This window comes from Variovorax sp. AB1(2024), assembly GCF_037482385.2.
GTDB lineage: Bacteria > Pseudomonadota > Gammaproteobacteria > Burkholderiales > Burkholderiaceae_C > Variovorax.
Window position 1 is genome coordinate 5,164,715 of sequence record NZ_JBBHKP020000001.1, and the last position, 25,803, is coordinate 5,190,517.

Genomic DNA, 25,803 nt, shown 5'->3' on the forward strand with positions numbered 1-25,803 from the left:
ACGCCTCGGGTGCTGCATGCACAGCCTTCACCGAAGCCCGAAAACCAGCAGCAGATTGTTCGCAGGCATCGCATGCCGCTGGCGCAACGCAAGCCCGGCCTGCTGCGCCTGCGCGGCCACGTCGTCCAGGCGACGAATGCCCCAGTCGGGATCGCGTGCGCGCAGGTCTTCGTCGAACGCGATGTTGCCCGGCGCCGCCGGCACGCCTGCTTCGAAATAGGGTCCGTAGGTGACGAGCACCCCGCCAGGACGCAGATGCCGTGCGGCTCCCTGCATCAGCGCGGCGCATGTGGCCCAGGGCGAGATGTGCAGCATGTTCGCGCAGAAGATCGCGTCGAACTGCTTGTCTGCCTGCCCTGCGGCAATCGCGGAACCCTCCGATGGCCATCGGGATGCCATCACGTCGAGGAGAAGCGGCGCATGCAGATTGGGCAGCGCGGCCTCCGCGATACGGCTTGCCATCGCGGGCAGCATGCGCGCGTCGACGTCGGTGGGCTGCCAGCTCCACTTGCGCATCGCCGCCGCGAACCAGACCGCATGCTGGCCCGTGCCGGACGCGATCTCCAGTGCGGCGCCCTCTTCGCCAAGGATGGCGGTCAACGCATCGAGGATCGGCTGTTTGTTGCGGTCGGCGGAAGGGCTGTGAGGAAGGCTGGACATTGGAGGAAGAACAAGCAGGCAGGTGAGAACGGGAACCTCGGTTTGTACCCGCAGTCGGCCCCGCCCGGCCAGCCCGCCCTCAACTACCCCGCCGCCACGATCACATGCGCCTGGATCTTGCCGGCCACCGGGCCTTCTCCATGACGGCTCGCAATGGCCTGCGCCGCCTGGTCCGTGGCGCGCTCCAGCGAACCGGCATCGCGCGACTCGATCTCGTTGCGCAGCGGCGTTCCCTGGCAATAGGCAGTGGCCACGTCGCGCGCCGAGGGCGAGCGGCTCTGCTTCTCGCGCGTGTCGATATGGATGCTGACAAAGCCGGCGCGGCGCAGGTCTTCGCGGATCAGCGCAACGTCGTGATAGCCGTGCGGCGTGCGCGCCAGGAATCGCGGAGGGTCTTGCGGGAACAGCTCGGCCATGGCCTTGGTGACCTCATCGGCAAAGGCGTTCTCCTCGATGCGGTCCCACACGCTGAAGACGAAGCGCCCGCCCGGCCTCAGCACGCGGCGCGCCTCGGCATAGCCGGCGGCGCGGTCGGGGAAGAACATCGCGCCGAACTGGCAGCAGACGACATCGAACGAAGCGTCTTCGAATGGCAGCTCGAGCGCGTCGGCCTGTTGCCATTCGATGTTGATGCGGCCATCGGCGGCTTGCCGGCTGGCGGCGTAGTCGAGCATGGGCTGGTTGAGGTCCGTCACCACATAGCGCGTGCCGGGTGCCAGCCTGGGCGCTAGCGCTCGCGTGACCACGCCACTGCCGGCGGCTGTTTCGAGGATCGCGCCGGGCGAGAAGCCGGCCACCAACTCGGCCGTGTCGGCGGCGTAGGCCTCGAAGATCAAGGGGACCATGAGCGTGTCGTAGAGCTTGGGGATCGAGCCCGCGAATAGCTTGTCGGTTTCGGTCATGGGATGGCTCCTTGCAAGCCACGGCTGTGGCGGTGCTGGGCCATGGTGGCCGTGTCGGCAGGCCTCGTCAACTTATCCTAGTTCTTCACGCACGCCTGAAAAGCCTCAGCGAATATCCGCAGGGGTTCGTTCTTGCGCTCGAGCTTTGCCCGCAAGACGGCCCCTTCCCAGCCGATCCAGAAGAAGGCGGATAGCCGTGCGCAGTCGGCCTTTTCTGGAATCTCGCCAAGACGCTTCGCTTCCTCGAGGCAGCGTTCAACTCTCTCCTGCCAGTCGAGGAGCACGTCGCTGAGCTGCTTCCGGAATGCTTCCGGGAGCGCGCCCATCTCCTGGCCGAGGTTGCCGATGAGGCAGCCCCGCTTGAAGTCGAACCGGCCCATCCCCTGTTCGGCTTCCTTGCAAAAAGCATCGATGCGCTGAAGTGGCGTCAAGCTCGTGTCGAGCAAAGCCAGGTCGAGCTTGCGAACAAAGTAGTCGGCGTAGAGCCTGATGAGCTCCGCGCCGTAGGCTTCCTTGCTCGCGAAGAAGTGATAGAACGAGCCCTTGGGAACGCCCACAGCCGTCAGCACTTCATCGATGCCGGTTGCGGAGAAGCCTTTCTCGGTGAGTGCGGCCACCCCAGCTCGGAGCAGTTGCTCGCGAGTTTCCCGGTGCTCACCGGCCGCCTTTGGCGGCCGCCCTCTTCTGCGAGGGAGTGCGGCGAGTGAATGCATCCTGCGAGTATTAGACCGATCGGATCAATATGTCCAGAGTGTTTCCTCGGGACACCTGGGCATGGGGCGCGTCGTCGAAGCATGGAGACACCGAACAAACCCTAATCATTTAATTAGGCAATCGGTCTAATATTTGTTCGCTGTCGGCGAGAAGGCAGCCAGCTCTTGGCAAGTGCAGGTCCTGCCGCCGAGCCTGGCAGCTGTCACTGCGCAAGCCCAAGGCCTTTTTTTTTGACCCTTTAAAAGACGATCGGTCTATTTAATGAGACGCCTCACACCGCTGGCCGCACAAGGAGTTCATCCGTGACGCCCCCTTCCTTCGACTTCATCGTGGTTGGTGCAGGAACAGCTGGTTGCCTGCTGGCCAACCGTCTGAGCGCCGACCCGGCAAGGAAAGTCCTCCTCATCGAGTCGGGCGGACCTGACAGCTATCCGTGGATTCATATCCCGGTCGGGTACCTCTACTGCATAGACAACCCGCGAACCGATTGGCGCTTCCGCACCGAAGCCTCACCTGGCCTGAACGGGCGTGAGCTCCTGTATCCACGAGGCAAGACCTTGGGCGGGTGTTCCAGCATCAACGGCATGATCTACATGCGCGGACAGGCCCGGGACTACGAGCATTGGGCCAACGTCACCGCCGACGACGCATGGCGGTGGGAAAACTGCCTGCAAGACTTCAGGGCGCACGAAGACCACTACCGCCTGGACGCCCGGAACGCGGCAGCATTGAATGGGCACGGCGCTGTCTTCAAGTCGCTGCATGGGTCCGGCGGCGAATGGCGCGTCGAGAAGCAACGCCTCAAGTGGGAAGTACTCGATGCCTTCGCCGACGCGGCCAGGCAGGCTGGAATCCCTGCCACGGATGACTTCAACAGCGGCGACAACGATGGCGTCAGCTACTTCGAGGTGAATCAACGCAGCGGATGGCGCTGGAATGCATCAAAGGCCTTCCTGAAGCCCGTTCGCAAGAGCCGCGCAAATCTCACCGTGTGGACTGGCGCGCAAGCCAGCCGGCTCCTGCTCGAAGAATCCGCCGACGGCCAGCCTGCCTGCCATGGCGTCGAACTGGTGATGAACGGCCACCGCCAGGCAGTCCATGCCAGCGGCGAAGTCATCTTGAGTTGCGGTGCGATCGGCTCCCCACAGCTCTTGCAGCTCTCAGGCATCGGCGACGAGAGCACCCTGCGCCAACTGCAGATTTCCGTGGTCAAACACCTGCCGGGCGTCGGAGCCAACCTCCAGGACCATCTGCAGATCCGATCGGTCTACAAGGTGAAGGGAGCCAAGACCCTGAACACCCAGGCCGCTACGTTGCGGGGCAAGGCGGGAATCGGCCTGGAGTACCTTCTCAAGCGCAGCGGCCCGATGAGCATGGCCCCGTCGCAGCTCGGGATCTTCACTCGCAGCAGCCCGTTGTACGTTCACCCGAACATCCAGTACCACGTTCAGCCCTTGAGCCTGGAAGCGTTCGGCCAGCCGCTGCACACCTTCCCGGCGATCACGGCGAGCGTCTGCAACCTGAATCCGACCAGCCGCGGGCAAGTCTCCATTTCGAGCCCCGACTTCGACAAGGCTCCGCGCATTGCGCCGAACTACCTGAGCACCTCGGAAGACAGGCAAGTCGCAGCGGACTCATTGCGCGTGACGCGGCGCATCGCGGCCCAGCAAGCCATGGCTCCCTACAAGCCTGTCGAGTACAAGCCCGGCCCTCAATATGAAACGGACGAGCAGCTCGCCCGCCTGGCAGGGGACATCGGAACGACCATCTTCCACCCGGTCGGGACCACAGCCATGGGCCCTGCTCGCGACCGACTCTCGGTCGTCGACAGCCATCTGCATGTCCACGGCGTCAAGAACCTGCGGGTCGTCGACGCCGGTGTCATGCCGACCATCACCAGCGGCAACACCAACAGCCCGACGCTCATGATCGCCGAGAAGGCGGCGCGCTGGATTCTCGCTGGCATCTGACTTACCCCCAAAGAGGAGACATCCGCCATGGATACCACCCCGGGCTCGCCCCCCAAGAAAGGGCCGCTGGACGGAATCACCGTCCTGGACTTCTCGCGCGTACTTGCCGGACCCTACTGCACGATGGTGCTGGCGGATCTCGGAGCGCGCGTCATCAAGATCGAGCGCATCGCGACCGGCGACGACACCCGAGCGTTCGGCCCCTTCGTGGACCACGAATCGGCCTACTTCATGTGCTTCAACCGGGGCAAGGAAAGTATCGCGCTGGACATCAAGAGCCCACGCGACCGCGACCTGCTCGAGCGCATGTTGTCCGAGGCCGACGTACTGGTGGAGAACTTCCGCCCGGGCGTGCTGGACCGGCTCGGCTACGGCGCGGAACGCCTGGCCCGCACCCACCCTCATCTCGTCTACGCTTCCATCTCAGGCTTCGGGCATACCGGCCCGTTCAGCGACCTTCCCGGCTACGACATGGTCGTGCAGGCCATGGGCGGCGTGATGAGCCTGACCGGATGGCCGGACGCCCCTCCGGCACGGGTCGGCACAAGTTTCGGTGACCTCAGCGCGGCGCTCTTCGCAGCCATCGGAATCGTTTCGGCGCTCTACAAGCGCACACGCGACGCCCAGGGCACCCGAGTGGACATCGGCATGCTCGATTGCCAGGCCGCGCTCATGGAAACCGCGCTCGCTCGTTTCGACGTGGAAAAGAAAGTTCCGATGCGGACCGGCGACTGCCACCCGTCCCTCGCGCCGTTCGAGACTTTCGCCGCCAAGGATGGACGCTTCGTCATCGCCGCAGGCAATGACCAGCTCTTCATGCTGATGGCTGATGCGCTGGAGAGCCCCCAGCTGGCGTTGGACGTGCGGTTCTTCACCAATGACCTGCGCTGCCGGAATCGTCCGGCGCTGGTCCAGGCCATCGAAGACATCACACGAAACGAGCCGATTGCCCATTGGATCGCGCGGCTCAACGAAGCCGGCGTTCCGTGCGCGCCAATCAACACCATCGACAAGCTGTTCGACCATCCGCAGCTCCTGGCGCGCAACATGATTGTTCAAGTCGAAGGCGCGGGAAAGAAGCCCATCCGTACAGCCGGCAACCCCATCAAGATGAGCGCGTTTGCCGACATCGACGTGCAGACGCCCTTGCGCGCTCCGGGCCTGGACGAACACCGCGAAAGCATCCTCGCGCAACTGATGTCGCGCACCGGCGACTACGCACCCGCGGCCGGCAGCGCAGAGCTCGACGCCGCCGCTTGAACCATCCGTCCCATCTGTCCGAAGGAGAACTCCACATGTCCATTGCCGCAACTTCACCAAAGACCTCCGCGCCAGCCCCCGCCAGGAGCATCCCCGCACCGGCCGCCGACGCTGCCACGCCGCCTGCAACACGAGACGCTCCGTCCGCACGGTACGAGACCATCATTGTCGAGCGCCGCGACCGGGTCGGCCTCATCACGCTGAATCGCCCCAAGCCGCTCAACGCGCTGAACGTGCGCATGTCCCGCGAGGTGGTCGATGCCCTGAAGACCTTCGACGTGGACGACAACATAGGCGCCATCGTGATCACCGGAAGCCCCCGCGCATTCGCCGCAGGAGCCGACATCGAGGAGATGGCCGACAAGACGTTTGCAGAACTCCAGTCGCGCGACATCTTCGCCGCGTGGAATGAGCTTGCCGATGTCTCCAAGCCGATCATCGCGGCCGTCAGCGGCTATGCGTTGGGCGGCGGCTGCGAACTCGCGATGATGTGCGACTTCATCATCGCGTCCGAGGATGCGCACTTCGGACAGCCCGAAATCAAGCTCGGCATCCTGCCCGGCATAGGTGGCTCCCAGCGTCTCACGAAATCGGTGGGCAAGGCCCTGGCCATGGACCTGATTCTTACGGGTCGCAGCCTTACCGCGCCCGAAGCAAAGGCCGCCGGCCTGGTCGCGCGAATCGTGCCGGCGGGCGAACTGCTGCAGACGGCTCTCGAAGCTGCCCACACCATCGCTGGCTACAACGCCCCGGCCGTTCGCATGGCAAAGGAAGCCGTCAACCGCGCGCTGGAAATAGGCCTGTCCGAAGGCATGCTGCACGAGCGCCGCCTGTTCCAGGCAGCCTTTGCGACCGACGGCCAGAAGGAGGGCATGAATGCCTTCCTGTCGAAACGCGCGCCCGTGTTCCGGCACCGTTGATTTGCCGCGCACCGGCTTTTCCCTTCATAGAAGACAGGTCCAAACACCATGCAATCACATTTCTCAGCCATCGTCATCGATGACGGCCCAGGGCCGGATCGAGCCGCGCTCAAGCGGCTCGACAACAGCGAGCTTCCGCATGCCAACGTGACGGTTCGCGTGAGCTACTCCACGCTCAACTACAAGGATGCGCTGGCCATCACCGGACGCGCTCCCATCGCCCGCTCCTTCCCGATGATTCCAGGCATCGATCTGGTGGGCGTGGTCGAAGAGTCCGAAAGCCCGATGTACAAGCCCGGCGATGCCGTGCTGCTGAATGGCTGGGGCGTGGGTGAACGGCATTGGGGAGGCCTGGCGCAACGCGCACGCGTCGACGCCGATTGGCTCGTGCCGCTGCCGACGACGTTCTCTCCGCGCGAGGCCATGGCGATCGGCACGGCAGGCTACACCGCCATGCTCTGCGTCATGGCACTGGAGCGCCACGGGGTGACACCGGAAGCGGGCGAGATCGTGGTGACCGGGGCAGCCGGTGGCGTCGGCAGCTTTGCGGTGGCGATCCTCGCCAGGCTTGGCTACCAGGTCGCGGGCGTGACCGGCCGCCTGGACGAGGCCCAGTACATCACGGGACTCGGTGCAAGCCTCGTGCTGGATCGTGCCGAGTTCGCGGCGCCCGGACGTCCGCTGCAGAAAGAGCGATGGGCCGGTGCCGTCGACGTGGTCGGCTCCAACACGCTCGCAAACATCTGTGCCGCAACCAAATACCGCGGCGTCGTGACCGCATGCGGCCTCGCTGGAGGAATGGACCTTCCCGCATCGGTAGCCCCGTTCATCCTGCGTGGCGTAACGCTTGTGGGCATCGACAGCGTGATGTGCCCTCGCGAAGAACGAATCGCGGCATGGAAGCGCCTGTCCACCGACCTGGACCTTTCCAAGCTACCGGACATCGCCAAGGAGATCGGCCTTTCCGAGGTCATCGCCACGGCTCCAAGGCTGCTGGACGGAAAAGTCCGCGGGCGGGTCGTCGTCGACGTCAATTCCTGAGTTCAGAAAGCGGCCTCGCCTGTTCGAGGGCGACCCGGCTTCTGTTCCTTTGCAGTATCCAAGGAGACAAACATGAGCAAACGCATTCTGAGCTGCCTCATCGGCAGCGCACTCGTATCCGTCCATGCTTTCGCGGCCGACTTCAAGTGCCAGGACGACGTGGTACCTGTGAACCACACGCCCGAAGAGCAAAAGTTGGTGGACCAGTTCTGGAACGAGTCGCTCACCTACCTGGGCCAGTTCCTGAAGACCATCGAAACGCCAACGGGCCAATGCAAGGACTCTGCGCAGGCAACCGTTCAGACATACAGCTCTCAAACCGGAAAGGCGCAGACGCGATGCGTGCTCAAGTACCGTGACGTCGAGCTGATGGCCAAGCACGTGAGAGCCGTCCTGGCGGAGCCGGAGAAGGCAAAGGCGTGCTTCGACACCCAGAAGAACTACAAGGAATTTCCCCTCTACACGCCCAGCGAGCAGACCAGGAACCTGTCGGCAACGGCCAAGTGGCTCAACCGTCCACTGCTCACCGACTTCTACAAGAAGATGGGCGGCGAAGTGGGCAAGGCCGGCCTGGAGTTCAACGAGAACTTCGTCGCCGTCACTTCGCGGACCGACACGAGCGTCCATTGGGCCAAGGACGTGAGCATCAACGGACTGCCGACGCTATGGTCTTCGGTCGGCTGGATTCCCTTCTATGCCGAAAACAAGGCCGCGGGCAGCGAACGCTTCCGCGGCGGCTACCTCTACGCAGAGGTCATGGGACCATGGGGCAACCTGCGCATCAAGGAGATCGACGGGGAAACCGTGGGCGCCGAGATCGGCATGACGGCTCAGCTGTTCAACACGACCTACCCGTTCCACTATCACCACCCGCAAGAGATGTACGCAACACTGACCAAGCCGCAGTGCATCGACCAGAACAAATACATGGTGATGAATTGGGACAGCGACCAGTTTCGTCAGAAGCGCGGCGACAAGGGCTGGACAGTCGAAATCGACGGCTCGAACGGCCGGTGGAAGAAATGGTTCGCCAACACCGATTCGAACAAGGAGTGGCTGACCTACTTTGAACGAAATGCCATTCACGCCTTTCACGCACGCGAGGGTTGCAACCAGACCATCGAGAACTCCGGCCTGGTCTCCGTGTGGGCGCGCTCCTCTGCCATGGACAACGAGCAGTCGACCCGGCCATGCCAACCAGCCGCTGGGGCCGGCGAGGTCAAGGACATGGGCCCAGGCACCAAGACGGTCTGCAACGTTCGCGACTGGAAACCCTGACTTCGGTGATTGCGCGGGTGATCGCGAGCGCATCGGATCGCAGACCAAAAGAGCCTTTTCGACCGCGCACGGCTTGAGCGCCAGCGCCCCGGCGCCGCCTTGTCGAACGTGGCCCGCGGGGCGTTGGTCGGCGTCAGGCCGCGCTGCCCGCACTGCTCCAGAGCGGGCACACGGGCAGCGCGACTCTTGATGTGTTCGGGCGCGAGTCGCTGCCGGCCGATGATCTGCTGTGTGGAATGAAGCATGTACTGATCACGCCGCATCTGGCTTTGGTTGCGATTCCCTCTTTGTCTGCGCGGCAGAGTGCGGCGGACATCCTGCGTGTGGCGGAGGGGGAAGAGCCGACGGATGTGGTTGATCCGGGGCGGGGTATTGAGGATTTGGGTTGAAAGGGCCGACAGAGCTGGCGTGCACTTTTTTTAAAAAATGTGATGCGGAAGGGCTTGGCGCGAAGGCCGACCGAAGAAGAAGCGCGTGGTGGCCATCAGTTGCACGTTCTTCGTCGAGTTGACCGATGGAGTGTGCGGCGCGCGCAAGTCCATCAGGAACACATCGCCTGCGCGACCGGACATTTCGATGATCTCGATGCTTGGCTGATGGAGGTTTCGCCGGCGTGGAGGTCTTCGAGCCTCTTTGAGCGAATGGCTATTTCAGACTGGTCAGAGGCATTCGCGGACGACGGTCTGGACGGCCGCTTCTAACAGGACCAGTCATTCGACTGACCGTGCAAGGTATGGCCGCTGCTCATCTGACATTGGTCATTCGCCAAGTACAGGCTGAATCGCCTCGGACCCAGTAGACACCTTCGAGCTTCAAACTGAGGCCCAATCGGATATGCCATGCACAGCAAGCAACTCTGCCCAGAAGAATTCAAGATCGAGATAGTCAAGCAGATCATGGAGCGAGGCCATCGAGTGGCCGATCTCTCCGCCCGGATCGGCGCTAGCCATCACAGCCTTTTTTAACGGATCAAGGCGTACTCAGGGCTAGGGGCAAGCGCAGGTCTCACAGGCTGAGCTGCGGCGCGTGACGGAGCAGCGCGGCATCAAAAAGGGCCGCCGCGTACTCGCGCTGCAATTCGTCAGTCGATTTACCCCAAGAATTTATCTTTCGCGAGATCCGCGCACGTCGCAGTCCAGCTCCAGCCTTGGTCGCGTTTCGCAGGCACCCCGAAAAAGTGGACAAATGTTCTCAGCGAAGAGTACATTTGTTCTCCATGAACAAATCAAGCGACCGCAGGCGTGAAGTCTTGGCATTCATCCATGCCAGAGTAGAAGCGGACGGGCGCCCACCCACGCTTGACGAGATCGCGACAGCCTGTGGGTTTGCGTCGCGAAGTGCGGCGCAGAAGCACGTGCGCGCACTGGAAGACAGCGGCGACCTCCAAGTGACCCGGGGGCAATCCAGAGGAGCTCGCCCCAAAAAGAGCAAGCCGACACCCCAAGGCGCTCAGACACTTTTCGAAATCTCCCCCCGAGATATTGCGGACCTGTCCGACACCGATCTTCGAGGCCTGATTGCGCGACTTTGTTTCGCCCGCTTGGCTGACGCCGTACTCCCGCCGATGGCGGTGACATGGGGAGGCGACCAGCGTGCACCTGACGGAGGCATCGACGTCAGGGTTCAGCTCTCCGAGCAGGACGCCGAAAAGTCCCACTTCGAGCGAAGCGTTGTCGGCTTCCAGGTCAAAGCGACCAAGATGGGACTGAATGAGATCCAGAAAGAGATGTGCCCAGGGGGCGTTCTACGATCCTCTATAAAGGAGTTGGTCCAACGAAACGGTGCCTACATCATCGCGACATCCGACGCTGCGGCAGATGCCGAGTACCAGCGGCGCGTCACAGCAATGAAAGCCGCGGTGGCCGGCGAAGCTGAAGCCGCGACCGCCCTTGTCGACTATTACGACGCAAGGAGATTGGCCGACTGGACCAATCGGCATCCTGGTGTTGTCGCATGGGTCCGAAGCCAGTTGGGACGCGCCCTTCAGGGTTGGCGTCCTTATGGTCAGTGGTCGAACACGCGTGATGGCAAGGCGCAGCCCTTCCTTCCCGATGAGAAACACCGGTTGTTTGACCCTCATGATCGGGAAAACGGCCTCACGTTGACCCACGGCCTCCATAAGATCAGGTCCATGCTCAGAACTGGGGGGACCTCAATTCGCTTGACTGGCCTGTCCGGTGTCGGGAAGACGCGCTTTGCGCAGGCGCTCTTCGAAGAGGAGGCAGCCCCCGAGGCGCTCCCGCAGGACCATGCGATCTATACCGATACAGGGGAAGGCTCCAACCCGACCCCCTTGGCACTGCTCGACGAACTGCTTGCCTCGCGCCGCAGAGCGATTCTGGTCGTCGACAACTGTGGCTCCGAACTTCACGGTCAACTCACTGCGCGCTGCAAGATCTCTGATCGCGTGAGCCTGTTGACGATCGAATACGACATTCGCGAGGACTTGCCTCTTGAGACAAGCGTCTTTCAACTTGACGCGGCGTCCCCAGACCTCATCGCGAAAGTCATCGAGCAGCAATTTCCGCAGATCTCGCAAGTCAATGCCCAGACCATCACCGATTTCGCAGATGGCAACTCCCGTGTCGCAATCGCCTTGGCCAATACGATGGGCTCCAATGACTCGCTCGCTGGTCTGACCGATCGCGCCTTGTTCGATCGCCTCTTCTGGCTCGGCAAGGAAGTGCATCACGAACTGAAGGTCGCCGCCGAGGCATGTGCCCTTGTCTATTCGTTCGATGGAGAAGACCTAGAAGGCGAGCTCAGTGCGCTATCCGCACTCGCTGAAATCTCGCCCCTGACGCTCTACCGGCTTGTGAATGACCTCCAGCAGCGCGGCCTGGCACAGCGCCGAAGCAAGTGGCGCGCCATTCTTCCTCATGCGATCGCGAACCCGCTTGCGGCGCAAGCGCTCGATTCCATTCCACACTCACTGCTGCACGCGAAGCTGGTGGCGCCCCAAGATCGATTGCTGCGCTCTTTCTCTCGGCGGCTAGGCTACCTGCACACCTCACCATCTGCCCAGAGATTCGCCAAAGGCTGGCTGGCTGAGGGCGGTCTACTAGGGGACGTAGCGGGCCTCTCCCCATTCCTGCTGGAAGTTCTGTCCAACATTGCGCCGGTTTCTCCTGCGGGAACCTTATCCGCTATCAAGCGAGCCGTCGAGGGGCCTGCAGCGGCAGAGCTACTGTCAGCGAAAGCACCCTCACGCACGCGCTTTGTTCGACTGGTCCGATCCATTGCCTACGAGCCAAAGTACTTCGACGAATGTCTGTCTGTCCTCGTCGCCTTTGCTCGCACTGAGGCTGAGGATGAGCGTATGGAGCCCACCCGATCCGTAATTGCATCCCTCTTTACGCTCTACCTTTCGGGCACGCACGCTACAACGGAACAACGCGCGAATTGGATCCGAGAAACATTGGAGTCTGGTGACGAAGTGTTGGGGAAAATTGGCTTGAAAGCACTTGACTCCACCATGGAGGCGCATCACTTCTCGTCAAGCTACGAGTTCGAATTCGGCGCTCGTGTGCGCGACTATGGCTCCAACCCGGAAGGAAAAGCGATCCGCGAGTGGTTCGCTACCTTTATCAATCTCGCCGCCGAGGTGGCCACGGGAAGCGGGCCACGGGCCTCCGACGCGCGAGATCTTTTGGCGAAGCGCTTTCGGACGCTCTGGTCAGTTGCGGGTATGGCGGACGTGCTGGAGCCCGTCGCTGAGCGGCTGATTGACTTGGGCTGGGAGCGTGGATGGCTGGGCATCCGGGAAACCATCCGGTTCGACGAAAAGTCGCTGCACGCCGCCGTGCTCCAACGGCTTAAGAAGCTGGAGGAGCGCGCTCGTCCGAAGACGCTCGTCGCCCGTGTGAAGGCCACGGTGCTGGTTGACTACGCCTCCGGGCTTGACTACGTTGAGGGGGAGGACGCCGTCTCTGGCTACGAGCTTGCTGAAGTGCGCGCGAAGGAGCTTGGCGAGCTCGTCGCCAATGACCCGGGAGCCTTCGATGTCCTTCTGCCTCTGCTTGTCACGAATCAGCAAGGTCGGCATTGGAGCTTTGGGGCAGGCTTGGCCGACGCCGTGGAGTCGTTGAGCGCCTGTTGGGCGGCAGTGACAAGCGCCTTTGAAGACACACCTGAAGAGCAGCGAAGTGTCCAAATCCTCCGTGGTTTTCTGCATGCGACGCATGGCCGGGATCGAGGCACATTCGAGCGCTGCCTCGATGAGGCGATGGGCCGCGCAGCTCTCGCACCGTGGGTTCCAGTACTTCAGTTGAGCGCCCCGCTCGACGAGTCAGGATGCAGTCGCCTGCTTACGTCCATGGACAACCCTGCCGTGACCGCGTGGGTATTCCGGCATCTTGCGTTCGGCCGCGCAACCGAACACTTGTCGGACGACCTTCTTGCCGGGCTACTGCAGAAATTGAGCATCAAGCCGGATGGTCTTAGTGTCGCCATCGACGTTCTATATATGCACATCCATGGCAAGGACCATCCGATCGGCCCCCTCGTGACGGCGGCCGCTCATACGTTGATCGCGAACGCTTCCCTAGCCAACCCGCATCATCGTCTGGATCACGAGCTCTCCGGCGTGATCAAAAAATTCCTTTGCGGACCTGAAGGGGAATCGACGGCACGCACCCTGCTCTCGACGTTGCGCCAGAAGTTCGACGACCACAGGTTCTCGCGCTATGACCTCACCGAAACAATTGCGGCCTTGTTCAAGGTTCAGCCACACCTTGCCTTGAATGCGCTGGTGGGCGATGAGGACGACACCGACAACTACTACATGCGTCGCTACGCACTGGCTGGGGGCCGTAGAACCAGCGCATTGACCGAAATTCCGATCGATGCGCTCATGAACTGGTGTCGCACCGGATCACCGCAGAGATGGCTTCGGGTCGCGCCGTTATTGCCTGCATTTGCCGTCGCGGAGAGCAACCAGGCCCCGAGGTGGTCCGAGCGTGTCCTGACGCTGCTTCAAAACTCACCCGATCCTGTGGCAGTCGGTGCGGTACTCGTGGAACTTGTGGAGCCTTCTGGATGGAGTGGCTCTCGGGCGGAAACCATCCGGCAGCGACTACCTTTGTTGGATCAGTTGGCGGACGTACTGGGGCCCGAGAATGCCAATGTTGTCGCGAGTTGGAGAAGCCGTGTGATGCTCACGATTGACCGCGAGACGAGGCGGGAGCTCGAGGAGCATCAGGCGCGCAATGAGCGCTTTGAATAGCAACTCGGGTTGCGCTCGGTGTGAGCTGGGCGGTGCTCTAGCAGTTTTTCACTCTGTCCTGCAGGAACCTTGTGCATGCATTTTCAGGAGCGACCCCTATCGCAAGTTGAGGATCAAGTAGAACAGGCCCGCGAGCAGCACCAGCGACTCCGCATCTGGCCGGTACCACCAGTTCGCCCGACACTAGACTGCAGCCGTTCGGAGCGGCCGGCTCGCGCTTACGCCAGCGCGGTCGCCAGCGAGCGCCGAAGATTTCCGTCTGCTCGGAAATCCCGTGCCGCTTCGACGAGCAGAGGTGCACCAAGCTGAAAGGGGTTAGACGGCTGGCTTGCCGCGCAAGTACTTCGAGCCGCCGGCGCGAAATAAACTGTGCAACGACCGTCCGGCCAGATCCTGTGCGGCTTTCCAGTCAGCAGTTGCAGCGGTCATGTCCTGGTTCGCCACCATCTCGAAGCCGTCGAAGTACACATAGCCGCGCTCGTATAGGTAGTCGCAACCGAAGGTGCACAGCGGCATGACGATGTGCGGATCAAGCCGCTCTGCGGCTACGCAGTCGGCCCGCCTTTTCTTGTGCGCCGTCACCAGCGCGCCAACTGAGAAAGTGCGCCCGCACATGGCGCAGCACTGCTCCTTCTTGCCTGCGAACAGCCAATCCTGCAGAAGCCCCTGTTCCTTGCGACGCGTGCCTTCGACTTCCTCGTCCGTTCCGTGCTCAAGCAGTTCACCCAGCTTGGCCACGAACTGCGCGTAGCGCGCTGCATTCTGGTCGACGACCGGCATGTGTGCGGCCGGCACAAGCCGGTACAGGTAGTTCTGGCGTCCCGCGCTTCTGTCCACTTGGACCAGCGCGGAACTCATGGTGGCTTTGACGATCGCCGGATCACCGTAGCCTTTTCCCTGCAGGTGTTCTTTTAAGGCGGGATACGTTGTGTACGGCACCGCGGACAGGAATTGCACCGTGTCGCGTTCAATCGGCGCCAATTGATGGCTTGTGCCGTCCTGCGCCTCGCGTCCGGCCCAGGTCACAATCTCCTCGTGTCGGATCAGGTAAACGGAATTGCGCAGGTACGACTCGATGACAGGCACACTCGGATATTCATAGGCCTGCGAGCGCTTGCGAAGAGCATTGGACAGCACAGGTCCAAGTTGCGAGATCTCGGCCGCATCGATCACCGCGAACACTTTTGCCAGCAGACTGAACAGCGTGTTGGCGCGGGTCTCGAAGACATACCAGAAGTCCTCGCCCTGCTCATCGAACCAGGTGACCCCCGAGGCTTTGATGGCGCTGCGCACGAAGCGTTCGCTATCAGGCGGCCAATTGCTGCGGGCGGCGAGGTCCCTCAAGTTGGCGATACCAAGTTGCCCCGGCAGATCGGAGGCCTCCTTGAAGCATCGCCTCAACATCTCGACGAATCGCTCTCGGCCCAGGTACAGGGAGGCGGGCTCGGCCACGACACCGCGGGTGGTGCTCTGAAAAGACGCTGTGTACAAGCCCACCCCTGTGCACAGATTCGCCTCGTGCAGCAATACCAGCAGGCCATCCATGCTTCCGGGCCAGGTGATGCCGTTGGCCGACAGCAATCGCAGCAACTCATCGCCACGAATGCACTGCTGCTCGCTTAGCAGTTGCGAGACAGCGGCGAGCACAGACAGTGGCTTTGCGAGGATGGCCGTTCGAAACGCGCCATTGATCATCTGCTGCGCCCGAGCGCGAGTGACGCCCAATTGATCGCCGATATCTTCAAGCGTTAGCCGCTTTCCCCCTCGCAGCCCATACCAGGAAAGGACTGCCTCGATCTTGCGATTGGACGTCCTAGCCAGCGAACGCATGTAGGTCACGAGTTCGTCTTCGATGTTGATCGAAGCGCCGCCCACGCGCTGTGGCAGGATGGCGTTGTTCGAGATCGTCATAGGGTCGCTCCAGGGCTCCTGTAACGAGTAAATTTGGTGGAGTGCATGAGATCGCCAGCGGCAGTATTGCATCTATGCTGAACAGGGTTGAGTAGGCGCTAGAAGCGTCCATTGAGCACTCCAATGTCCTCGGGGGTGCCGACGATCAACCACGCGAGAGGAGCTCTTTCGAACGCTTCCGCTTCGAATGCAATGTAGCACGACCATTCGCTACCGATGCTGGGCGGCTCAGAGAGCGTTGTTCTGCGAGATCGATGTTTGCTGTGGGTCGACTGCGTGAGTTCAGAGCCGCGGAAGTCGTCCTTGAGGAAGTTAGGGGCCACCGGCGGCAGCTCCGCCCCCACAAACCGGTCGCTCGAGGCTCCGAGCGGCTTGTGCTCGATGTCCGCAGTGGGCAAATCACCGGACAAGCGATGATCGGCGTCGATAGATTGAGATCGCTGCATGACCCCCATCAGCAGAACAACGTCGAACGGAGCCTCTAGTTGCTATCGAGCGGCAGTGGCCATAGCGGCTGAACTCTTCTCTGTCTTGGGTCAGTACGCACCCATGTAGTCGCGCTTACCGATCTCAACACCGTTGTGGCGCAAGATGGCATAGGTAGTGGTCACGTGGAAGAAAAACTGCGGCAGCCCATAGTGCAGAAGATATGCGCCTGCGGTCAGCTTCTTTTCCTTGGGGGTGCCGGGGCGCAATACGATCTCGCGGCCCTCGCTTGAATCGAATTGCTCAGCCTCGAACGAGCCGATATGGGCCAAAGCTTTGGCGATCAACGCTTGCAGCTCGGCGAAGCTGGCCTCAGTGTCTGGCCACGACGGCACCTCGGCACCAGCCAGGCGGGAGGCGATGCCCTTGGAGAAGTCTGCGGCGATCTGTACCTGACGTACCAGCGGAAACATGTCAGGGAACAGCCGTGCCTGCAGCAGCGCGTTCGGATCGATATTTTTTTGCGTTGCGTGGTCTTCGGCCTTCTTGAGCACGTCGGACATGGCGCGCAGCATCTGCTGCATGACGGGAACGGAGGCGTTGTACAGCGGGCTGGTCATAGTGAGTTCACTTCTAAGATTGGGCGCGATGGCCGGAGTTGGCGTGGCAGAGACCCTGCCGACCGTGCAAGGCTAACAGCACAGGGCGAACTGAATCACCCGGCTTTTATGGCCGGGTTTTCTTCCCGCTGGTAGTCGGAGCCGCCGCGTTGAAGGGCAGCTCACCAGCTGGAAGCGAACGGTGCGGATGGGCCCATGGCTCAAGTTGACCTGCAGCCAACACATAAGCGTCGAAGGGTTCTGGAGCCCTTCATGTTCGAAACCTACCCCCGCTTGCTCGAGATGCCGGCCTTTCGTCATGGATAAATTCTTGCTGCAACAGCAGGTGCTGGAACGGCTCGCCGAAGACCTGCTGCAAGCCGAGCAGGCAGTGCGGGCGGCCCATGAAACCGCGACCCACGAAGAGAACATCGCCGAAAACAAATACGACACATTGGGACTCGAAGCCGCCTACCTGGCCACCGGCCAAGCCCGGCGCGCCGAAGCGATCCGCCAGGCGATGGCCAATTGGCGCCAATTCCGCCCGCGTCCCTACGACGCCAGCAAAGGTATACAGCTCGGCGCGCTGGTCTGCCTGGTCGATTCCGACGACAAGCAGCAACAGCTTTTCCTCGGTCCGAATGCGGGCGGCATGAAGTTGGCCAGCGGCGCTCAGCTCGTTCAGGTCATCAGCAGCGAAGCACCTTTGGGCAGGGCCATGCTCGGCAAATGCGAGGGTGATGAGGTATCAATACAGGTGGCTCAAACCCGACTGCAGTTTGAGGTGCTGCGGGTTCATTGAGCCGCAAGCAAGTTCACGCCGAATTGGCCGAGGTCTGCCGACGTTCAGGCGTCGTGAATGTACCGGCTGGCTGGCAAGCCCTATCCAGCCGGGCTCATCTCCTGAAACAACGCCACAGCCTCCCGCGCCAAATCCGAAGCAATCCAAAGCAGATTCTCCCGATGCGCCTCCCCCGCATCCTGGAACCATCCGTCCCCGGCGCCGTAGAAGCACCACAGCAGCGAGTTCAGTTGCTCCAGCTTGATTTCAAGAAGATCAGACGCCCCCGGTGTGGTGGGAGTGGTCGCGTCCGCGGATACCGGCCTTGCAGGCCCGGCCATAATTCGTCCAGCCATTTGGTGTGCTCTCTTTCCAAAGTAAATGCACGTCACTTGGTTAGACGGTCAAGGTGTTCGCGCACCTTGGCCGTCGCCTTTTGTGCTCCACGCCTGCATCGATGCGCGTTGCACCGGTAGCAGGGCGTGGAATCACAAGGGCATTCACTGTAGAGAAAACCAGCCCGGCGCGAGAAAAACTTCTGCCCAGAAGTTCTCGAATGGCGCAGGTATTCGCGATGTGACGGCTCTCGGCCAGTCGAATCAGCTTTGTCCGAACTTCCGCGCGTGCTCCACCGCGTACTTGATCAGCTCCGCCTGCCCCTCGATGCCCAGCCGCCGCTTGATGCTCTGCCGGTGCGCCTCCACCGTGCGCACGCTCAGGCCCAGGTCGCGCGCAATCTGCTTGCTCGATTCGCCTCGCCCCAGCGCCGAGAGGATCTCGCTTTCTCGCGGCGTGAGCAGGGGGCGCGGCTCCTGCGTGCGGAAGAGCTTCTTCGACACGGCCGGGCTCAGGAAGGTGCCGCCCGCCGACACGGCCTCGATGGCCGCGACGATCTCCGCCGCCGGCGCGTCTTTCAGCACGTAGCCGCGCGCGCCGGCCTGCAGGGCCTTCTGCACGTACTCGGGGTTGTCGTACATGCTGAGCATCACGATGTGCGGCGCGCCCTGGCGCTGCAGCAGCAGGGCCGCAAGCTCGATACCGTTCATGTCCTTCATGCCGACGTCCATGAGCATGAGGTCGGGCCGCACGCTGTCGACTTGCGCGAGCGCCTCGGCCGCGCTGCCGGCCTCGCCGACGATCTCCAGGTTGGGCATGCTGCCCAGCCGCGCGCGCAGGCCGTCGCGCACCAGCGGGTGGTCGTCCACCAGGAAGAGGCGAATGGTGTCTGCGGTCATGCGGATGCGGCCCTTGCGTTGCGAGCCGGCACTTCGGCCTCGATGGAGGTGCGGCCTTGGTTCGAGTGCATGGCCAGCTGGCCGCCAATGGCTTCCATGCGCTCGCGCATGTTGCGCAGGCCGATGCCGCGCCGAGGGTCGAGCTGCACGGCATCGATGTCGAAGCCGGTGCCGTCGTCGCTCACTTCGAGCCGCACGCCGTCTTTCTCGTCGAAGGCCAGCGCCACGTGCACGTGCTGTGCGTCGGCATGCTTGCGCACGTTGGTCAGCGCTTCCTGCGTGAGGCGGAAGAGCGCGGTCTTCACCTCGGGCTGCAGCTCGAAGGCTTCGCCCTCGATCATCATCGACGCATCGACGGCGCCTTCGTCCCGGAACTCGTCGACCAGCCGCTCCAGCGCGGCGGGCAGGCCCAGGGTGTCGAGCAATGCGGGGCGCAGCCGGTGCGAGATGCGGCGCACCTCCATCAGCGAATCGTTCAGCCGCTGCAGCGCCTTGGGCAGCGCGGTCGGCGTGGGCTGGTGCCGGCTTTCCAGCGACTCCACGGCCGATTCGATGAGCAGCTTGGCCGACACCAGCGTCTGGCTGGTGCCGTCGTGCAGTTCGCGCGCGAGGTGGCCGCGCTCTTCTTCCTGCGACTGCACCACGCGGCGCGCGAGCAGCCGCAGCTTGGCTTCGGCCGTGCGGTGCTCGCTGAGGTTCAGCAGCAGCCCGGCGGCGCTGACCACGCCCAGGCACAGCGCGGCAATGCCGGCTATCCACAGCAGCGTGGCGGTGACGTTGGCGTTCATCTGCCGGTCGAGGGTGTCCATGGTCGACTGGATGTCGTCCAGGTACAGGCCGGTGCCGACCATCCAGTTCCAGCGCGGCATGGCGGTGACGTAGCCGAGCTTGGGCGCCAGCTGCGCGCTCGACGGCTTGCGCCATTCGTATTCGACGTAGGCGCCGCCTTTTTCCTTCGCGCCCTTGATCAGGTCCTGGATGGTGTAGCGGCCTTGCGAATCGCGCATGCCCCAGAGGTTCTGGCCCACCAGCTCGGGCTGGCGCGAATGCATGAGGGAGTTGCCTTCCATGTCGTAGACGAAGAAGTAGCCGTCGTCGCCATAGTTGAGCGCGGCCAGCCGGCGCAGCGCCTCGTTGCGCGTGGCCTCGTCGTCCTGGCCGGATTCGTACAGCGGCAGCAGGTTGCTCACGGCCAGGTCCACGTAGCTGCGCAGTTCGCTGCGGCGCTGGGCCATGTAGCTGTTCTCGATGAGGGCGCGCTCGCGCTGGGCAAGGTCGTGCTCCTGGTGGCGCACGGCAAGGGCCACCAGCACCAGTGCGATGAGCAAGGGCGCGACGGCAAGCGCAACGATCTTGAGGCGGAGATTCATCGGGCGGCAAGCCTACCACCGCGCACTTCTGCCGATGCCGGCCGCCTGGGCGGGCTGCTGATGCTGCTCAGTCTTGCGGGTTCAACGCGGGCAGCAGGCCTCGGTCACTCAGTGCGTCGAGCAATGCCTCCTGCTCGGCGCCGCCTTCCAGGATCAGGTCGAGCCCCTTGCCCGAAAGAGGGCGGATGGCCAGGAAAGAAAATTCGTAGCCGATGCCGCTCGCACGGCGAAGGCTGATGCGCGATTGCAGCAGGTCGGACTGCCATTCGTCGTCGGTGCTGCGCAGCCGCGTACCGTGGAGCTCGAAGGCCCGCACCCGCGAGGGCGCGAAGGTGCTGATCCGCGAGATCGGAACGGCCCAGACCAGCCAGGCGACCAGCGGCATGAGAACGCAGAGGCCCACCATGGTCTTCACGAATCCCGCATTCGACGCATTGAGCAGCAGCGCGATGCCACCTGCGCCCGCCAGCGCATAGCCCGCCCAGATCCACGCCAGAAAGCACCGCCAGCAGAAAACCAGGGCGCGGCTTTGCAGCGTGCCTGCCCGTGTTGCCTTGGCGCTGCCTGCCTGTGCAAGATAGTGGTTGAAGACCGGCACGAGTTCATCGACGGGCGCCGCCAGCATCAGCTTTCTGAATGGCCGTGTATGAACGATCAGGTAGTTGTCGCTGTCGGGAATGCCTTCGAGGGCCAGCACGTCGATCCAGTCGACGTGGCCGAGGCCCTGCACGGAGAAGCCAGCTTCGCCGATGTCGACGGGCGTGCATTCGCTGAACGGCCTGGCCCGGCCCTTGGCCAGCCAATGCGTCTCGCCCCAGATCCATGCCCTCACGACGGCCACCAGGCCCACCAGCCACAGCGCGACGAGTGCGAGCAAGGCCAGCATGTCCAGCGCGATGTGCCAGCCCTTGGCGTCCAGGTCGATCGCCCATGCCGCCCCGGCGACCAGCAACGCGGAGTAGGCCGCGCAGAGCACCAGGATGGGCCAGATGCCGCTGGCGTCTGTCTGGGTTACCTGGATGGAGCGCGAAAAAACCGGCGAACTCATCGGCTGCAAGGCAACTACCGGCTGACCGCCGCCGCAGCAGGCTGCTGGCGGAACTCGGTCGCGTAGTACAGCAGCGCCACCAGCACATAGCCGCCACCCAGCAGGCACAGCCCGCTCCAGCCATGGAAGGCATACACGGCCGCCGCAATGCCGGAGGCCACCGCCGCGCAGATGAAGATGAAGGTCATGAACAGCCCGTTGAGCCGGCCGCGCAGCTCCGGCGCCAGCATGAAGAGGCTGCGGAAGTTCAGCACCTGGCACAGCTGCACCGCGCCGTCGAGCAGGATGCCCGCCGCCACCAGCCCGGCCAGCGAGCGGTAGTGCATGGCCACCGCCCCCAGCAGGAAGGAGAACAGCGCCACGGCAATGGCGATGCCCGTGGCCGGACGGGTCAGCCCCCGGTCGGCCAGCCGGCCGGCGATGGGCGCCATGAGCGCACCGGCGGCGCCTGCCAGCGCGAATGCCGCGATGCCGCCCTGCCCCATGCCGAATTCATGCGCCAGCGCCAGCGGCACTGCCGTCCAGAAGGCCTGGAAGCCGGAGAACATCATTCCCTGGTAAAGCCCGCGCCGGCGCAGCACCGGCGTGTTCCAGACGATGCCCGGCAGCGAGGCCATGGTGCGCGCATAGCCCACCGATGCATGCGGGCGGCGCTGCGGCAGCACGCGCCACAGCACCACGATGAGCGCGGCCATCAGCACCGCCGACAGCCAGAACACCGCGCGCCAGCCCAATGCGGAAGCCACCATGCTGGCAAAGGGCCGCGCCAGCATGATGCCGCCGAGCAGGCCGGCCATGATGTTGCCGACCACCTTGCCGCGCGTGGCCTCGGGCGCCAGGTGCGAGGCAAAGGGCAGCAGCACCTGCGCCGCGACCGCGCATGCGCCCACCACGAAAGAAGCGGCCAGGAAGGTGATGGCCGAGTCCGAGAGCGCGATGCCCACCAGCCCGATCACCGCGCCGAAGAGCGCGCCGACGATCAGCCGCCGGTTCTCGACCACGTCGGCCAGCGGCACCAGCAGCAGCAGGCCGGCGCCGTAGCCGAGCTGGGTGAGCGTCATGATGAGCCCGGCCAAGCCGGCGTGCAGCTGCAGCGTGTCGGAGATGGGGCCGATCAGCGGCTGCGCGTAGTAGATGTTGGCCACGCACAGGCCGCAGGCCACGGCGAAGACCAGCGTCAGCAAGGGCGTGAGGCCGGCCGGTGAATGAGGAGTTTTGGAGGTTGAAGACACGAGGAATCCCGGTTTCTGCAGGGCAACCTCTAGGGTTATCCCGAGGGCCGGGGACCATAGCACGGGAGGCCGATTCGTGCAGATGGCCGCCGGGGCAACCCTGGATTCAATCCACGCTGGTCGGCCGGCCCGAGGCCACCCATGCGTCGAGCCCGCCGGTCAGCGGCAGCGCCCGGCGCGCGCCACGGGCCAGCAGCACGCGCGCAGCCTGCGCGGCCGAGACCTCGTTGGGGCAGTTGCAATACAGCACCACGTCGCGGCCCCGGGCATGCGACAGGTCGAGGTTGCGCTGCTGCAGCGCCTTGAGCGTGTACGGCATGGCGCCCGGAATGCGGCGCGGATCGACCTGCAAGCCGGCCTTGCCCCGCACGTCGATCACCAGCGGAGGTTCTTCGCTGGAGAGCAGTTCATGCAGCTCGTCGACCGAGATGCGCGGCATGCCGGTGAGCCGCATGAAGGCGCGGCGGCGCCAGTAGCGCACCGCGAGAATCACCAGCAGCAGCACGCCCAGCGCCACCGTGGCGATGCCGCCGGCCTGCGCCATGATGGCCAGCACCTCCTGGATCTGGTTGCGGAAGACCCAGCCCAGCCCGAGGAACAGGCCGGTCCAGACCAGCGCCGCGCCAATGTCGAAGCCGATGAAGCGCCGCACCGACATGCCCAGCGCCCCCGCCATAGGCGGCGCCACCACCGACACGCCCGGCACGAACTTGGCCGCCACCAGCGACAGCCCGCCCCAGTCGGTGATGAGCGATTCGCCGCGCCGCACGCAGGTATCGGGCGACAGCGAAATGCGGCACAGGAGGCGCATAAAGCGGTAGCCGAAGCGCCGGCCCGCATAGAACCACGCCGCGTCGCCCAGCAGGTTGGCAACCACGGCGGCCAGCACCACCCCGGGCACCGACACGTCGCCCGCCGCCAGCAGCGCGCCGGTGAGCACCAGCACGGCGGCCGCCGGCACGGGCAGCCCCAGGCGCGCGGCGAAACTGACGGCAAAGACCACCAGAATGGCGTTCTGCACGAGCAGCGACATCAGCTGCGCCATGCGGACTTTCGGGGGGTTCGGGAGGGGTTCATGCCACCGGCGATTGTCCCGCATGCCGCAAGAACGCACCGCCCCACGGTCATTCGCGCGATGCGCCGGGCAGTGCTACCTCGCAACGCTGAAGCCGAAGTTGTTCAGCCCGCCCTGGCGCGACGCGCCGACCTGCCCGCCGTGCATGCTCGCCACCGCCTTCACGATGGCCAGCCCCAGCCCGTGGCCGTGGTGCTCGCCGCGGTCGTTGCGCGAGGCATCGGCACGGTAGAAGCGATCGAACAGGTGCGGCAGGTGCCGCGCATCGATGGGCGCGCCGGGGTTGGACACGGTGATCCAGGTCACGGCCTCCTCCTCGCGCAGCGTGACGGCGATGTGCGCGCCCGGCTCCGAATGCTCGATGGCGTTCTGCAGCAGGTTCGACATGGCGCGGCGGAACAGCGCGCTTTCCAGCCGGGCCTCGGTGTGCACGTCGCCCTCGATGGAGACCTGCGTGCGGGTCTCGTCGAGCACGAACTCGAAGAACTCGATGGTCTTGTGCACCTCCTGCGCCACCGGCGTGAGCACCAGGCCGGTGGCCACCTCGCCGCGGTCGGCGCGCGCGAGGAACAGCATGTCGTTGACGATGGAGCGCACCCGCTCCAGGTCTTCCAGGTTGGCCTGCAGCACTTCCTGGAACTCGCCCGCGCTGCGCTGGCGCGACAGCGCCACCTGCGTGCTGCCGATGAGGTTGGCCAGCGGCGTGCGCAGTTCGTGCGCCACGTCGGCGTTGAAGGCCTCGAGCTGGCCGTAGGCCTCTTCGAGCCGGGCGAGCGCGCCGTTGAAGGCCTCGGTCAGCGCCGACAGCTCCACCGGCAGCGGCTCGGAGCGCAGCCGCTGCGACAGCGTCTTGGGCCGCAGCGCCTGCGCCTCGCGCGACAGCCGCTCCAGCGGCCGCAGCCCCACGCGCGCGATCCAGTAGCCGGCCACCGCCACCACCAGCACCGCGCCCAGCCCGAGCCCGATCAGCGCGGTCAGGAAGGCCTGGCGCGTGCGCTCGTAGGGCTCGGTGTTGTGCCCGACGATCAGCCGCACCGCCGGCCGCTGGTCGAGGGGATCGATGTGCACCGACAGCGTGCGGAACGGCCGCGCCTGCCCCGGCAGCTCGATGACGCTGCTGTGGCCGTTGGCCTCGCGCGTGAGGCCGTCTATTTCTGCCAGGCCCTTGCCGTACTGGAAGCGCGGATCGTCGCTGAGCACCCAGAAGCGCACGCTGCCGTCGGCGGGCGTGAGCGCATCCATGCGTGCCTGCACGCGCGACCAGCGCTCGGGTGTGCCGATGGCCTTGATCCAGAACTGCAGGTTCTTGAGGGTGGTGTCCAGCTCTTCGTACTGGTGCCGCTCCAGCTCGCGCGCCAGCACGTTCTGCAGCGCGAAGCCCGCCAGCGCGAATGTCGCGAGCGCCACCGCCGCGAACATGAGCACCAGCCGGGCGGTGATGGAGCGCTTCACGGCGCCTGGCCCTCGGCCTGCGCGTCGCGCACCTCCATCACGTAGCCCATGCCGCGGATGGTGTGCAGCAGCTTGGGGCTGAAGGGCACGTCGATCTTGTCGCGCAGCCGCTTGATGGCCACCTCGACCACGTTGGTGTTGCTGTCGAAGTTCATGTCCCACACCAGCTCGGCGATGGCCGTCTTCGACAGGATCTCGCCCTGGCGCCGGGCCAGCACGGCCAGCAGCGCGAATTCCTTGGCGGTGAGGTCGATGCGGGTGCTGCCGCCACCACTGCCGCGAAATGCCTTGCGCGCCAGCAGGTCGATCTGCAGGTCGGCAATGCGCAGCTGCATCGGCTCCTGCTTGCGGCCGCGCCGGTTCAGCGCCTGCAGCCGCGCCAGCAGCTCCAGAAAAGAGAAAGGCTTGATGAGGTAGTCGTCCGCGCCTTCGTGCAGCCCCTTGATGCGGTCCTCCACCCGGTCGCGCGCGGTGAGCATGATGACCGGCGTCTGCTTCACGGCGCGCAGCTCGCGCAGCACCGAGAAGCCGTCCTGCCCCGGCAGCATCACGTCGAGCACGATCACGTCGTAGTCGTGCGTGAGCGCCAGGTGCTGGCCGTCGATGCCGTTGTGTGCCATGTCGACCGCGCAGCCCTGCTCGGTCAGCCCCTTGGAGAGGTAGTCCGCGGTTCTCAGTTCGTCTTCGACAATCAGGATCTTCATG

The 25,803-nt window shown here is 63.9% G+C and carries 23 protein-coding genes and 2 pseudogenes; 10 read left to right on the forward strand and 15 right to left on the reverse strand.

Annotated elements, in window-relative coordinates:
* Positions 1-27: 27 nt before the first annotated feature.
* From WIX39_RS24175 to WIX39_RS24185, 3 genes are all read right to left on the reverse strand, one after another.
* Positions 28-660 (reverse strand): DUF938 domain-containing protein, encoded by a 633-nt coding sequence (locus WIX39_RS24175; RefSeq protein ID WP_409196047.1) that lies wholly within the window; start codon positions 658-660, stop codon positions 28-30.
* Between the two features lie 83 nt (positions 661-743).
* On the reverse strand, positions 744-1,562 hold the full coding sequence (locus tag WIX39_RS24180) for a class I SAM-dependent methyltransferase (RefSeq protein WP_409196048.1): 819 nt from the start codon (positions 1,560-1,562) through the stop codon (positions 744-746).
* A 77-nt stretch (positions 1,563-1,639) separates the two neighbouring features.
* The gene (locus WIX39_RS24185) at positions 1,640-2,275 is read right to left on the reverse strand and encodes a TetR/AcrR family transcriptional regulator (protein ID WP_106937180.1); all 636 of its coding nucleotides are present in this window, start codon (positions 2,273-2,275) and stop codon (positions 1,640-1,642) included.
* A gap of 303 nt (positions 2,276-2,578) precedes the next feature.
* On the opposite strand from WIX39_RS24185, the gene WIX39_RS24190 reads away from it, so the two are divergent.
* From WIX39_RS24190 to WIX39_RS24220, 7 genes and pseudogenes are all read left to right on the forward strand, one after another.
* A complete protein-coding gene (locus tag WIX39_RS24190) occupies positions 2,579-4,246 on the forward strand; it encodes a GMC family oxidoreductase (RefSeq protein WP_409196049.1) in 1,668 nt (555 codons plus the stop codon).
* A gap of 27 nt (positions 4,247-4,273) precedes the next feature.
* Complete coding sequence (locus WIX39_RS24195) at positions 4,274-5,506, forward strand: CaiB/BaiF CoA transferase family protein (RefSeq protein WP_106937178.1); 1,233 nt, start codon at positions 4,274-4,276, stop codon at positions 5,504-5,506.
* 35 nt (positions 5,507-5,541) lie between these two features.
* On the forward strand, positions 5,542-6,426 hold the full coding sequence (locus WIX39_RS24200) for an enoyl-CoA hydratase (RefSeq protein WP_199851894.1): 885 nt from the start codon (positions 5,542-5,544) through the stop codon (positions 6,424-6,426).
* A gap of 48 nt (positions 6,427-6,474) precedes the next feature.
* Entirely contained in the window at positions 6,475-7,467 is a 993-nt protein-coding gene (locus tag WIX39_RS24205) for an MDR family oxidoreductase (protein WP_106937177.1), read from the forward strand.
* A gap of 72 nt (positions 7,468-7,539) precedes the next feature.
* Positions 7,540-8,745, forward strand: coding sequence for a dimethylsulfonioproprionate lyase DddY (dddY, locus tag WIX39_RS24210; protein WP_106937176.1), 1,206 nt, complete (start codon positions 7,540-7,542; stop codon positions 8,743-8,745).
* 152 nt (positions 8,746-8,897) lie between these two features.
* A pseudogene (locus WIX39_RS24215) lies at positions 8,898-8,954 on the forward strand (hypothetical protein); the annotation flags it as partial.
* Positions 8,955-8,981: 27 nt separating this feature from the next.
* Positions 8,982-9,134, forward strand: coding sequence for a hypothetical protein (locus WIX39_RS24220; RefSeq protein ID WP_234382399.1), 153 nt, complete (start codon positions 8,982-8,984; stop codon positions 9,132-9,134).
* A 423-nt stretch (positions 9,135-9,557) separates the two neighbouring features.
* On the opposite strand, the gene WIX39_RS24225 is transcribed toward WIX39_RS24220, so the two are convergent.
* The gene (locus WIX39_RS24225; RefSeq protein WP_234382996.1) at positions 9,558-9,695 is read right to left on the reverse strand and encodes a hypothetical protein; all 138 of its coding nucleotides are present in this window, start codon (positions 9,693-9,695) and stop codon (positions 9,558-9,560) included.
* Here WIX39_RS24225 and WIX39_RS24230 point away from each other — a divergent pair.
* Positions 9,642-9,813, forward strand: a pseudogene (locus WIX39_RS24230) (IS3 family transposase); the annotation flags it as partial. The gene WIX39_RS24225 and the pseudogene WIX39_RS24230 sit on opposite strands and share 54 nt — an antisense overlap.
* Positions 9,814-9,961: 148 nt before the next feature.
* A complete protein-coding gene (locus WIX39_RS24235; protein WP_409196050.1) occupies positions 9,962-13,969 on the forward strand; it encodes a hypothetical protein in 4,008 nt (1,335 codons plus the stop codon).
* Between the two features lie 315 nt (positions 13,970-14,284).
* On the opposite strand, the gene WIX39_RS24240 is transcribed toward WIX39_RS24235, so the two are convergent.
* From WIX39_RS24240 to WIX39_RS24250, 3 genes are all read right to left on the reverse strand, one after another.
* Positions 14,285-15,880 (reverse strand): hypothetical protein, encoded by a 1,596-nt coding sequence (locus tag WIX39_RS24240; RefSeq protein WP_106937173.1) that lies wholly within the window; start codon positions 15,878-15,880, stop codon positions 14,285-14,287.
* A gap of 98 nt (positions 15,881-15,978) precedes the next feature.
* Positions 15,979-16,326: a hypothetical protein gene (locus WIX39_RS24245; RefSeq protein WP_159053722.1), complete on the reverse strand. Its 348-nt coding sequence runs from the start codon at positions 16,324-16,326 to the stop codon at positions 15,979-15,981.
* Between the two features lie 90 nt (positions 16,327-16,416).
* On the reverse strand, positions 16,417-16,926 hold the full coding sequence (locus WIX39_RS24250; RefSeq protein WP_106937171.1) for a DUF1993 domain-containing protein: 510 nt from the start codon (positions 16,924-16,926) through the stop codon (positions 16,417-16,419).
* Between the two features lie 298 nt (positions 16,927-17,224).
* Here WIX39_RS24250 and WIX39_RS24255 point away from each other — a divergent pair, with 298 nt between their 5' ends.
* A complete protein-coding gene (locus WIX39_RS24255) occupies positions 17,225-17,707 on the forward strand; it encodes a GreA/GreB family elongation factor (RefSeq protein ID WP_106937170.1) in 483 nt (160 codons plus the stop codon).
* A gap of 80 nt (positions 17,708-17,787) precedes the next feature.
* Here the strand turns inward: WIX39_RS24255 and WIX39_RS24260 are convergent, their stop codons facing one another.
* The 8 genes from WIX39_RS24260 to WIX39_RS24295 all read right to left on the reverse strand — a co-directional run bounded on the left by WIX39_RS24260 (position 17,788) and on the right by WIX39_RS24295 (position 25,802).
* Positions 17,788-18,042 (reverse strand): hypothetical protein, encoded by a 255-nt coding sequence (locus WIX39_RS24260; protein WP_409196051.1) that lies wholly within the window; start codon positions 18,040-18,042, stop codon positions 17,788-17,790.
* Between the two features lie 243 nt (positions 18,043-18,285).
* Complete coding sequence (locus tag WIX39_RS24265; RefSeq protein ID WP_106937168.1) at positions 18,286-18,921, reverse strand: response regulator transcription factor; 636 nt, start codon at positions 18,919-18,921, stop codon at positions 18,286-18,288.
* A complete protein-coding gene (locus tag WIX39_RS24270; protein ID WP_409196052.1) occupies positions 18,918-20,291 on the reverse strand; it encodes a cache domain-containing protein in 1,374 nt (457 codons plus the stop codon). Before WIX39_RS24270 ends, WIX39_RS24265 begins: the two co-directional genes overlap by 4 nt.
* A 67-nt stretch (positions 20,292-20,358) precedes the next feature.
* Positions 20,359-21,339: a hypothetical protein gene (locus WIX39_RS24275; RefSeq protein ID WP_409196053.1), complete on the reverse strand. Its 981-nt coding sequence runs from the start codon at positions 21,337-21,339 to the stop codon at positions 20,359-20,361.
* Positions 21,340-21,353: 14 nt separating this feature from the next.
* Positions 21,354-22,571: an MFS transporter gene (locus WIX39_RS24280; RefSeq protein ID WP_409196054.1), complete on the reverse strand. Its 1,218-nt coding sequence runs from the start codon at positions 22,569-22,571 to the stop codon at positions 21,354-21,356.
* Positions 22,572-22,677: 106 nt separating this feature from the next.
* The gene (locus WIX39_RS24285) at positions 22,678-23,616 is read right to left on the reverse strand and encodes a DedA family protein/thiosulfate sulfurtransferase GlpE (protein WP_285414627.1); all 939 of its coding nucleotides are present in this window, start codon (positions 23,614-23,616) and stop codon (positions 22,678-22,680) included.
* Positions 23,617-23,721: 105 nt separating this feature from the next.
* Positions 23,722-25,098: a heavy metal sensor histidine kinase gene (locus tag WIX39_RS24290; RefSeq protein WP_081270223.1), complete on the reverse strand. Its 1,377-nt coding sequence runs from the start codon at positions 25,096-25,098 to the stop codon at positions 23,722-23,724.
* Positions 25,095-25,802 (reverse strand): heavy metal response regulator transcription factor, encoded by a 708-nt coding sequence (locus tag WIX39_RS24295; protein ID WP_081270238.1) that lies wholly within the window; start codon positions 25,800-25,802, stop codon positions 25,095-25,097. Before WIX39_RS24295 ends, WIX39_RS24290 begins: the two co-directional genes overlap by 4 nt.
* Between the last annotated feature and the right edge of the window lies 1 nt (position 25,803).

What these genes read in the sequence shown, in the direction of transcription:
- WIX39_RS24180 (WP_409196048.1), bottom strand. Translation starts at nt 1,562, where the DNA reads ATGACCGAAACCGACAAGCTATTCGCGGGCTCGATCCCCAAGCTCTAC.
- WIX39_RS24270 (WP_409196052.1), bottom strand. Translation starts at nt 20,291, where the DNA reads ATGAATCTCCGCCTCAAGATCGTTGCGCTTGCCGTCGCGCCCTTGCTC.
- WIX39_RS24220 (WP_234382399.1), top strand. Translation starts at nt 8,982, where the DNA reads ATGAAGCATGTACTGATCACGCCGCATCTGGCTTTGGTTGCGATTCCC.
- WIX39_RS24275 (WP_409196053.1), bottom strand. Translation starts at nt 21,339, where the DNA reads ATGAGTTCGCCGGTTTTTTCGCGCTCCATCCAGGTAACCCAGACAGAC.
- WIX39_RS24250 (WP_106937171.1), bottom strand. Translation starts at nt 16,926, where the DNA reads ATGACCAGCCCGCTGTACAACGCCTCCGTTCCCGTCATGCAGCAGATG.
- WIX39_RS24245 (WP_159053722.1), bottom strand. Translation starts at nt 16,326, where the DNA reads ATGCAGCGATCTCAATCTATCGACGCCGATCATCGCTTGTCCGGTGAT.
- WIX39_RS24295 (WP_081270238.1), bottom strand. Translation starts at nt 25,802, where the DNA reads ATGAAGATCCTGATTGTCGAAGACGAACTGAGAACCGCGGACTACCTC.
- WIX39_RS24225 (WP_234382996.1), bottom strand. Translation starts at nt 9,695, where the DNA reads ATGGCTAGCGCCGATCCGGGCGGAGAGATCGGCCACTCGATGGCCTCG.
- WIX39_RS24255 (WP_106937170.1), top strand. Translation starts at nt 17,225, where the DNA reads ATGGATAAATTCTTGCTGCAACAGCAGGTGCTGGAACGGCTCGCCGAA.
- WIX39_RS24185 (WP_106937180.1), bottom strand. Translation starts at nt 2,275, where the DNA reads ATGCATTCACTCGCCGCACTCCCTCGCAGAAGAGGGCGGCCGCCAAAG.
- WIX39_RS24200 (WP_199851894.1), top strand. Translation starts at nt 5,542, where the DNA reads ATGTCCATTGCCGCAACTTCACCAAAGACCTCCGCGCCAGCCCCCGCC.
- dddY (WP_106937176.1), top strand. Translation starts at nt 7,540, where the DNA reads ATGAGCAAACGCATTCTGAGCTGCCTCATCGGCAGCGCACTCGTATCC.
- WIX39_RS24205 (WP_106937177.1), top strand. Translation starts at nt 6,475, where the DNA reads ATGCAATCACATTTCTCAGCCATCGTCATCGATGACGGCCCAGGGCCG.
- WIX39_RS24285 (WP_285414627.1), bottom strand. Translation starts at nt 23,616, where the DNA reads ATGGCGCAGCTGATGTCGCTGCTCGTGCAGAACGCCATTCTGGTGGTC.
- WIX39_RS24265 (WP_106937168.1), bottom strand. Translation starts at nt 18,921, where the DNA reads ATGACCGCAGACACCATTCGCCTCTTCCTGGTGGACGACCACCCGCTG.
- WIX39_RS24235 (WP_409196050.1), top strand. Translation starts at nt 9,962, where the DNA reads ATGAACAAATCAAGCGACCGCAGGCGTGAAGTCTTGGCATTCATCCAT.
- WIX39_RS24175 (WP_409196047.1), bottom strand. Translation starts at nt 660, where the DNA reads ATGTCCAGCCTTCCTCACAGCCCTTCCGCCGACCGCAACAAACAGCCG.
- WIX39_RS24195 (WP_106937178.1), top strand. Translation starts at nt 4,274, where the DNA reads ATGGATACCACCCCGGGCTCGCCCCCCAAGAAAGGGCCGCTGGACGGA.
- WIX39_RS24260 (WP_409196051.1), bottom strand. Translation starts at nt 18,042, where the DNA reads ATGGCTGGACGAATTATGGCCGGGCCTGCAAGGCCGGTATCCGCGGAC.
- WIX39_RS24240 (WP_106937173.1), bottom strand. Translation starts at nt 15,880, where the DNA reads ATGACGATCTCGAACAACGCCATCCTGCCACAGCGCGTGGGCGGCGCT.